The 9,787-nt window shown below is 69.6% G+C and carries 6 protein-coding genes; 4 read left to right on the forward strand and 2 right to left on the reverse strand.

The annotated features are described in order from the left end of the window. Both aspT (ACFWEE_RS30045) and aspT (ACFWEE_RS30050) read right to left on the reverse strand, forming a co-directional pair. On the reverse strand, positions 1 to 1,704 hold the full coding sequence (gene aspT, locus ACFWEE_RS30045) for an aspartate-alanine antiporter (protein ID WP_386893901.1): 1,704 nt from the start codon (positions 1,702 to 1,704) through the stop codon (positions 1 to 3). Continuing rightward, positions 1,705 to 3,381 (reverse strand): aspartate-alanine antiporter, encoded by a 1,677-nt coding sequence (gene aspT / locus ACFWEE_RS30050; RefSeq protein ID WP_386893903.1) that lies wholly within the window; start codon positions 3,379 to 3,381, stop codon positions 1,705 to 1,707. It abuts the gene before it with no gap. A 758-nt stretch (positions 3,382 to 4,139) separates the two neighbouring features. Here aspT (ACFWEE_RS30050) and ACFWEE_RS30055 point away from each other — a divergent pair. The 4 genes from ACFWEE_RS30055 to ACFWEE_RS30070 all read left to right on the forward strand — a co-directional run bounded on the left by ACFWEE_RS30055 (position 4,140) and on the right by ACFWEE_RS30070 (position 9,630). Continuing rightward, positions 4,140 to 5,465 (forward strand): ABC transporter substrate-binding protein, encoded by a 1,326-nt coding sequence (locus tag ACFWEE_RS30055; protein WP_386893905.1) that lies wholly within the window; start codon positions 4,140 to 4,142, stop codon positions 5,463 to 5,465. Positions 5,466 to 6,141: 676 nt separating this feature from the next. Further along, positions 6,142 to 7,137 carry a carbohydrate ABC transporter permease gene (locus tag ACFWEE_RS30060; RefSeq protein WP_386893907.1) on the forward strand — a complete coding sequence of 332 codons (996 nt, stop codon included), beginning with the start codon at positions 6,142 to 6,144 and terminating at the stop codon, positions 7,135 to 7,137. A gap of 18 nt (positions 7,138 to 7,155) precedes the next feature. Further along, entirely contained in the window at positions 7,156 to 8,073 is a 918-nt protein-coding gene (locus tag ACFWEE_RS30065; protein ID WP_386893909.1) for a carbohydrate ABC transporter permease, read from the forward strand. Positions 8,074 to 8,178: 105 nt separating this feature from the next. After that, positions 8,179 to 9,630, forward strand: coding sequence for a GH1 family beta-glucosidase (locus ACFWEE_RS30070; protein ID WP_386893911.1), 1,452 nt, complete (start codon positions 8,179 to 8,181; stop codon positions 9,628 to 9,630). Positions 9,631 to 9,787: the final 157 nt, after the last annotated feature.

Consider the following 9,787-nt stretch of genomic DNA (forward strand, 5'->3'; position numbering starts at 1 on the left):
TCAGTGGTTGAGGAGGACGATCACTGCGCCCCACACGGTCAGCAGTACGTTGCCGACGGCATAGGGAATCGTGTAACCGAGCGTGGGAATCTGGGACTTGGACGTCTCGTTGATCGCGCCGATCGCCGCCGTCGTGGTCTGGCCCCCGGCCAGTACGCCCATCAGCACCGGGAACTGGATGCGCTGGACGTAGTGCCCGAACAGGAAGCCCACGATCAGCGGCACCACGGTGGCGACCGCGCCGAGGAGCAGCAGACCCCAGCCGGCGTCGGAGAGACCGCTGGTGAAGCTCGGACCGGCGTTGATGCCGACCACCGCGACGAACACGCACAGGCCGAGGGTGTCCATGAACCACTGGGCACCCGGCGGAACGTTCCCGTACGTCGGGTACTTGCCGCGGATCCAGCCGAAGACCAGCCCCATGATGAGCCCGCCGCCCGAGGTCGAGAGCGAGATCGGCACCCCGCCGGCGGTCAGGGCAGGGATGCCCAGGCAGCCGCCGAGGAAGATCCCGAGCCCCACCCAGACCATGTCCGTGGCGAAACTGGTCGGCACCGGCTTGCCGAGGGACTTCCCCGCCGGTCCCACCAGCCGCTCCGGACCGGTGAGGACCAGGGTGTCGCCCCGCTCCACCCGGGTGGACAGCCGGTAGGGGAACTCCGCCCCCGCCCGGTAGAGACGGTCGACGTACACCCCCACCATGAAGGGCTCCCGGCGCAGTTCCTCGATCGTGCGGCCGAGCTGAGCCTTCTCCGACGCGACGACGTGCAGCGTCTCGGTGCGGTAGCCGAGCAGCTCCACGTCGTCCGCCTCCGGACCGATGTGCGTACGGGCGTCGAAGTCGACCAGGTCGTGGCGGAGCGCGCTGACGGCGACGGTGTCGCCCCGCTCCAGGGTCAGCGTCTGCGACTGCTCCAGCACCGCGCCGTCGCGGCGGACGGCGGTGAGGTAGATCCGGCGTCCGATGCCCTGCTGCTGCCGCTCGACGTCCTCGACGGTCCGGCCCACGAGGTCGGGGCGCTCCACCCGGTACGCGCGCAGCACCACCTCGTAGTAGCCCTCGCCCTCGTCCGGATTCTCGTCCGGAGTGTCCAGCTCGGCGGCGAGGGCGGCGCTCTCCTTCGCCAGATCACGGCGGTAGAGCCGGGGCAGCACATTGGCCAGCAGCATCGCGCAGAGGATGGTGCCGAGCGGATACGTCACCGCGTACCCGACGGCGACCAGGTTCTCCTCGGACTTCACCTGGGCGGACGAGAGCTCCGGCAGGGAGCCGATCGCGTCCTGCGCGACGCCGATGGCCGCGGACTGGGTGAGGGCACCGCTCATCAGACCGGCGCCGAGCCCGGGGCCGTACCCCAGCAGTCCGGCGAAGAGCCACGAGATCAGCAGGCCGGACACGCACACCACGATCGCGTTGAGCACCTGCGGCAGGCCGTCCTTGCGCAGACCGCGGAAGAACTGCGGGCCGACCCGGTAGCCGAGGGCGAACAGGAACATGATGAAGAACAGGTTCTTCACGGTGTCGTCGATCTGGATCCCGAACTGCGCCCCGAGCACCAGCCCGGCCACCAGGCAGCCCGTCACCACGCCCAGGGCGATGGTGCGGTAGCGGATCTTCCCGAGCAGGAAGCCGAGCGCGACCACCAGGAAGACCAGCAGTTCCGGATGGGGCTGGAAGACGTTCCGGTTCAGGAAGTCGATCATTCAGGCTCCCAGGATTCCGACGAGGATCGGTCCGGTCAGCGGCAGCAGGAAGTTGGAGAGCGTGTAGGTGATCGTGTAGCCCAGCAACGGCACCGAGCTCTGCGCCACCTGGGTGACAGCGGTGATCGCGGGCGTCGAGCACTGCTGCCCGGCGATGGCACCGATCAGCAACGGCTTCTCGATCTTCAGCAGCCTGCGCCCGACGATCAGGGAGAGCATCGCCGGCACCAGCACCATCGCGATGCCCGCGAACGGCAGCAGGGCTCCGTACTGCTTCAGCAGGGGCCAGGCCTGCGGGCCGGCGGCCAGCCCGGTGCACGCGATGAAGACGGCGAGGCCCAGGTCCTTCAGGGTCGCCGCCGCCTGCGGGGGGAACGCGCCGAAGGTCTGCTTGCGGGAGCGGAACCAGCCGAAGAGCAGCCCCGAGATCAGGCAGCCGCCTCCGGTGCCGAGCGACAGCGGGATGTCCCCGGCGTTGACCACGATCTGACCGAGCAGAGAACCGGCGACGATGCCGAACCCCAGGTAGATGAAGTCGGTGGCGTCGTTCTTCACCACCGCGCCGATCTTCCCGACCAGTCTGGCCAGGCCGTTGCGCGCGCCCACCAGGGTCAGCACGTCGCCCCGGTAGAGGGTGGTGTCCCCGGTGGCCGGAAGGCGCTGGTCGTTGCGGACCACATCGGTGATGTAGACCCCGTCCTCGCGGAATTCGGGGTGCGCCCGCTCCATCGCGTCGATGGTCGCGCCGTGCGTCGCCTTCTCGGTCACGGCGACCTGGCTGGTGGCCAGGGGAGTGTCGAGGCCGGGGATCGCGGGCGTCTCGGGCCCGATCTCGCGACCCGCCTCGATGATGGCCGCCCGGCGCCCCACCACCTGGACCAGGTCGCTCAGGGTGAGTTCGAGCTCGGGGGAGGGGGCGAGGAGCTTGCTGCCCCGCTTGACGCCCTCGACGGTGACCCGGCCGCCGAGCGCCTGTTCCAGACCGCCCACGGTGCGCCCGTCGGCGATCGTCACCAGATACGTCCGGCCGACCGTGCCGGGCAGCGCCTCCCGTTCGTCGGACTCCAGCCCGGCGGAGCCACCGCGCATCCGTTCCCAGAGCTCGCGGGAGGCGTCCGCCAGGTTGATGCGCAGCAGCATCGGCATGATCTGACTGGTCAACAGCACGATGGTGATCAGACCGAAGAGGTAGCAGACCGTGTAGGCGGTGGCGACGTGCCCCTGGTACTGGCTGATCTGGTCGGCGGTGAGCCCGCTGAGCTTGCCGATGGACTCGGTGGCCGTACCGACGACCGCCGACTCCGTGGCGGCTCCGGCGAGGATGCCGGCGGCGGTGCCCACGTCCAGGTCGAAGGCCTGGGCCAGCCCGTACGCGATGCCGAGGACGCAGACGAGTTCGATCAGGCAGAGCGCGAAGAAGCGCAGACTGCGGCGGTTGAGGTTGGCGAAGAACTGCGGCCCCGCCATGTAGCCCAGCGAGAAGATGAAGAGGGCGAAGAAGACCGTCTTGACGTCGTCGTTCACGCTGACGTGCCGCGTGCCGAGGAGCAGCGAGACGATCAGTGTGCCGCAGATGCCGCCGAGGGTGATGGGGCCGATGCGTGCCTTGCCCACCAGGTAGCCGACGGCGAGGCAGAGGAACAGGGTGAGTTCGGGGTGGTCCCGGATGACACCCACGCCGGCTCAGATCCCAAAGGTGACGAAAGCGCATGAACGTGGCATAGAGGCGAAGCTAGCAGGGGTGAGGGAGTGCGGCACATCGACGTCCCGGCCGGTCGGGCGGACGTGCGGACCTCGCCGGTTCGTCGGGTGACCGGGGCGATCTCCGGGGGCCGAGGGCGTCCTGGCCGGGAAGGGGCGTTCCGCCGCAGCCGAGGGTGTTACGCCGTGGGAGCCGTCCGACGGCTCCGGGCGGCTGCGGCCCTGCGGTCGGCCTTCGAGGAAAGAACACGATCGCGCCACAGTTGGCGGCCGAGATCCTTTCCGGCGGGGTCCCTGTTCACTTTCCGGCGGGCCGGTTTCTCACGGGCCGGGTAAAGAACCGGCCACGGGGTAAGACCGGATGAGGGAGGGCGCGTTCTGGCCAGTGGATCATCGCCGCCCTCACGAACGGCCTCTCACCTGCGGTGATTCGATGACGGGCCGTCAACGGCCCCGAGCGTTGGCCAATTGGCAAGCCCTGTGCGGGACACGGTCTCGTGACTTGCCGGACACGCTCGCGCAACGGAAGCGTCTTCAAGTCTTGACACCCACCCCCTTGAGGCAGCAACCTTCCGTCATCGGCGCATGGGAGCGCTCCCACATCGCACACCCGTTTTTATGTGCGATCGGCACTGCCCGTGCTTCCCCCCAGCATCACCTGGCGCGGCACTCACGGCGCCTGGGTCCCGCAGTGAGCCAACCGCCAGTCACACCCTGGAAATAGGAGTAGTGGAATGCGCATCACCCGCAACGTCGCAGGTCGACGCCGTAGAGCCGCGATCGTGGCCACCACTGGCCTGACGGCCACCGCCCTGCTGCTGGCGGGCTGCAGCGACTCGTCGGACGACGAGGGCTCCAGCACCGACGCCGGCGGCAACATCACGCTGACCGTCGCCGACTACGGCCAGTTCGGGTACAAGGAAGCCGGGCTCTTCGCCGAGTACCACAAGCTCCACCCGAACATCACGGTCAAGGAAGACACGACGGCCGAGGAGAAGGTCTACTACCCGAAGCTGCTCCAGCAGCTGAACTCGGGCAGTGGCCTGGCGGACGTCCAGGGTCTTGAGGTCGGCCGCATCAAGGAGCTGGTCGACACCAAGGCGGACCAGTTCGAGGACCTGAGCAAGGTCATCAACGCGAGCGACTTCGTCTCGTGGAAGGCCAAGCAGGCCACGACCTCCAGCGGTGCGCTCATCGGCGCCGGCACGGACATCGGTCCGATGTCGCTCTGCTACAACACCGACCTCTTCAAGAAGGCCGGTCTGCCGACCGACCGCACCGAGGTCGCCAACCTGGTCAAGGGTGGCTGGGAGGACTACATCAAGCTGGGCGAGCAGTTCAAGGCGAAGGCGCCCGCGGGCACCTACTTCATGGACTCCGCCAGCGCGATGTTCAACGCCGTCGTCAGCTCCAGCGCGAAGCAGTACTACGACGAGGACGGCAAGGCGATCTACAAGGACAGCCCCGCCGTCCAGCAGGGCTGGAACCTGGCCGCCGAGGCGGCCACCAAGAAGCTGACCCAGGGCGTCCCGCAGTTCGGTGACCCGTGGGCCGCCGCGCTCCGCAAGGGCACCATCGCCACCGTCGCCTGCCCGGCGTGGATGGCCGGCCAGATCTCGGTCAACGCCGGTGACGCGAACAAGGGCAAGTGGGACATCACCAGCGCGCCGGGTGGCACCGCCGCCAACTGGGGTGGCTCCTTCCTCGGTGTTCCGAGCTCCGGCAAGCACGTCGACGAGGCCATCAAGCTCGTCGCCTGGCTGACCGCCCCCGAGCAGCAGGCCGCCGTCTTCAAGGCGATCGGTTCCTTCCCGTCCAACACGGGTGCGTACGACCTCCCGGGTGTGAAGGACGCGAAGCTGCCGTACTTCAACGACGCCCCCATCGGTGAGATCTACGCCGGTGAGGCCAAGACCATCCCCGAGGCCGTCCTCGGCCCGAAGGACGCGACCATCAAGGACACCATCTCCACCGAGATCAACAACATGGAGCAGCGCGGCACCGACCCCGACAAGGCATGGAAGACGGCCGTCGAGTCGGTCGACAAGGTGATCGGCTGATCCCCGGCGGTGCGGGAGGCCCACCGGCCGCCCGCACCGCCTCGGCGTGCGCCCGCCACCCCGTCCGGGGCGGGCGCACGCCACCGGTCCGTTCGCCCGGACCCCCGCACACCGGGTCCGGGCGGGCGGCCGACAGCGAGCCGGCCGGTACGCGACACCCCCGGCAGGCACGCGGCACCACCCGCACCAACCGCACGTTGAACCACCCGCACCACGGCACCACCCGCACCACCCGCACCACGGCACCACCGCACCACTCCGCACGCAGCACCACCCGCACGGACGGCCGTCGAGCCTCCTCCCTGCCCGCCGTCGAGGCCGAGCCATCAGCCTCCCCGGCCCGCCGCGCAGGGGCGTCCTCGCCGCTGACACCACCGGCCCCCCCGGCCCGTGGGCGACGGCGGGAACCGGTTTCTGCCGGTTCGCCGCCCCAGGGGGCCCGAGAGCCCGTCCGCGCGCACGAACCACCGGCCCTCCCCGGCCCGCATCCGCACCATCCCGTTCGCCCCTCCAGCCGGCTCCGCACAGGCCGGCCCCGGGACGGACGGCTCCGCCCATCCAGCCCCACACGACCGGCACCGCTCGGCACCGCACCGGGACGCGCAGTCCCGTATCCGGGCCGGCCCGGTACCGATCGACGCGCCCGCCGGCGCACCCCAGGGAAGGACTCCCGCCCGTGGCAACCTCGACCCCCACCCGGGACGCCCACGTCCCGCCACCCCGTGGTTCCCGACAGCAACCGGCGAGCAGCCGGCAGACCTGGCGGAGCCGGCTGTGGCGGTTCGACGACAAGGCGTCCCCGTACGCGTACATAGCCCCCTTCTTCCTGGTCTTCGGGGCCTTCGGCCTCTACCCGCTCATCTACACCGGCTGGATCGCACTCCACCGGGTCGAGATGACCGGCATGGACCAGATGGAATGGGTCGGCTTCGACAACTTCACGAAGATCTTCCAGGACTCCGAGTTCTGGACGGCCGTCAGCAACACGTTCGTGATCGGTGTCATGTCCACCGTCCCGCAGCTGCTGGTGGCGCTGGGCCTGGCCCACCTGCTGAACTACAAGCTGCGCGCCAGCACCTTCTGGCGCACCATCATCCTCACGCCGTACGCGACGTCCGTCGCCACCGCGGCCCTCGTCTTCGCCCTGGTCTTCCGGACCGACGGCGGGCTCCTCAACTGGGTCCTGCACTTCGTCGGCTTCGGTGACACCAACTGGGGCAACGGACACTGGACGTCGAAGATCGCCATCTCGGTCATCGTGATCTGGCGGTGGACCGGCTACAACGCGCTGATCTACCTCGCCGCGATGCAGGCCGTGCCGGGCGACCTCTACGAGGCGGCCTCGCTGGACGGCGCCAACCGCTGGCAGCAGTTCATCAAGGTGACCATCCCCTCGCTGCGGCCGACGATCCTCTTCACGATCGTCATCTCCACCATCGGCTCCATGCAGCTGTTCGGTGAGCCGCTGCTGCTGGAGGGCGGCGCGATCGGCGCCATCGGCGGCACCGAGCACCAGTACGAGACGCTGAGCATCTACCTCTACAACTACGGCTGGAACCTGCAGCACCTCGGCCTGTCGGCCGCAGTGGCGTGGTCCATGCTCGCCCTCCTGCTGGCCATCGCGCTGATCAACTGGATCATCGGCCGCTTCGTACGCCGTTCCGCGGCCTGACCGGGAGCGATACCTCTCATGACCATCACCAGCACCCCCGCCAAGGTCTCCGCCCCCGGCCGTCCGAAGCCGGACCGCCGCGCTCCCCGCAAGGCTCGTCTCGCCATGGGCGCGGGCGACACCCACAAGGGCGGTCCGTTCACCTACATCGCGCTGATCGTCGTCGGCATCGCTTCGATCCTGCCGCTCTACTGGACGTTCGTCGCCGCCTCGCACACCCAGGACGAAGTCCTGGCCAGCACACCGCCGTTCCTGCCGGGTGGCCGGCTCTGGCACAACCTCCAGGCCGCCTGGGACGGTGCCAACCTCGGCAAGGCCATCGTCAACACCCTCATCGTCTCGGCGTCCATCACCGCCGCGACGCTGTTCTTCTGCACCCTCGCCGGCTACGCCTTCGCCAAGATGCGCTTCAAGGGACGCGGTTGGCTGATGACCGCGGTCATCGCCACCCTGACGATCCCGCCGCAGCTCAGCGTCGTCCCGCTGTTCATGATGATGTCGGACATCGGCTGGGGCGGAAAGCTGGAGTCGGTGATCTTCCCGACCCTGGTGAGCGCGTTCGGTGTCTTCTTCATGCGGCAGTACCTGCTGGAGGCGCTTCCGTACGAGCTGATCGAGGCCGCCAAGATCGACGGCGCGAGCAACTTCCGCATCGTGCTCAGCGTGGTGCTCCCGGTGGCGCGCCCCGCGATGATGGTGCTCGGCATGCTCACCTTCGTCCAGGCGTGGAACGACTTCTTCTGGCCGTATCTCGCGCTCAACCAGGCGAACCCCACCATCCAGGTGGCTCTGGGCCAGCTGAGCGCCTCGTACACGCCGGACCAGTCCATCGTCATGGCGGGCGCCCTGATCAGTACGCTGCCCCTGCTGGCGGTGTTCGTGATCTTCGGCAAGCAGATCGTCGGCGGCATCATGTCCGGCGCGGTCAAGGGCTGATACACCCCGGCCCGCACCTCCGGGCGCCCGCGCGACGCCCCCACCGGTGCCCGCGCGGGCACCGGATCCCCCCTCTTCCTCTTCACCCCATGGGAGCGCTCCCGCATGACAGCTGTACGCCCTGACCTCGCCCCCAAGCAGGCCGCCGACGCCCTCGTCTTCCCGCCCGGATTCGTCTGGGGCGCGGCCACCGCCGCCTACCAGGTCGAAGGCGCTGCCTCGGAGGACGGCCGTACGCCGTCCATCTGGGACACCTTCTCCCACACCCCCGGCAAGGTCCACAACGGCGACACCGGTGACATCGCCGGGGACCACTACCACCGCTACCGCAGCGACGTGGCACTGATGAAGGAGCTGGGCCTCGGCGCCTACCGCTTCTCCATCTCCTGGTCCCGCGTCCAGCCCACCGGCCGCGGTCCGGCCGTCGAGCGCGGCCTCGACTTCTACCGCAAGCTCGTCGACGAGCTGCTGGAAGCGGGCATCCAGCCCGTCGCGACCCTGTACCACTGGGACCTTCCGCAGGAGCTGGAGGACGCCGGCGGCTGGCCCGAGCGCGCCACCGCCGAGCGGTTCGCCGACTACGCGGCGATCATGGCCGGCGCCCTCGGCGACCGCGTCGGCACGTGGACCACGCTCAACGAGCCCTGGTGCTCCGCCTACCTCGGTTACGCCTCGGGCGTCCACGCCCCCGGCCGTACCGACCCCGGCGCGTCCCTCCAGGCGGCCCACCACCTCAACCTCGCCCACGGACGGGCGATCGAGGCTCTGCGCGCTTCCATCCCCGCCAGCGCGCAGACCTCGGTCACCCTCAACCTCCACCAGGTGCGCCCGCTCAGCGACGCCCCCGGTGACGTCGACGCGGCCCGCCGCATCGACGCGGTCGGCAACCGGGTCTTCACCGGCCCGATGCTGCACGGCGCCTACCCCGAGGACCTGATCGCCGACACCAAGCACCTCGTCGACTGGTCGAAGCTGGTGCACGACGGCGACCTGGCGACCATCTCCCGCCCGATCGACGTCCTCGGCATCAACTACTACGCGCCGACGCTGGTCACCGACCCGTCGGGCGGTGGAGCCGAGAGCAACAGCCACGCGCACGGCGACAGCGCGCACTCGCCGTGGCCCGGCTCGGAGCACGTCGCCTTCCACAAGGCCGAGGGCAAGCCCGTCACCGCGATGGACTGGTCCGTCGACCCCGACGGCCTGCACGCCCTGCTGCTCGACACCGCCCGGGAGTTCCCGAACACCCCGCTCATGGTCACCGAGAACGGTGCCGCCTTCGACGACTACGTCTCGCCCGAGGGCCGCGTCGAGGACCCGGAGCGCATCGCGTACCTGCACGGCCACATCGACGCGGTCCGCCGCGCGATCGCCGACGGCGCGGACGTCCGCGGCTACTTCCTCTGGTCGCTGATGGACAACTTCGAGTGGGCGTACGGCTATTCGAAGCGCTTCGGCATGGTCTACGTCGACTACGCCACGCAGACCCGCATCCCCAAGGCGAGCGCCCGCTGGTACTCCGACGTGATCAGCCGTCACGGCCTCCCGCAGGCCTGACGTTCCCGCACCCCCCGGTGCCGAGCCCGGGGGTGCCGGGGGAGCCGTGGCCGCCTGACCGGCCCCGACGCCCCCGGCACCCCCTCGGCGCAGACGGCCTCCCCGCCAACCCTGCGTCACGGGGGCGCTCCACACGCCCCCGCGCGAAGACCCGGCC

Origin of the sequence: Streptomyces sp. NPDC060184, from assembly GCF_042728795.1 — a bacterium.
Lineage (GTDB): Bacteria > Actinomycetota > Actinomycetes > Streptomycetales > Streptomycetaceae > Streptomyces.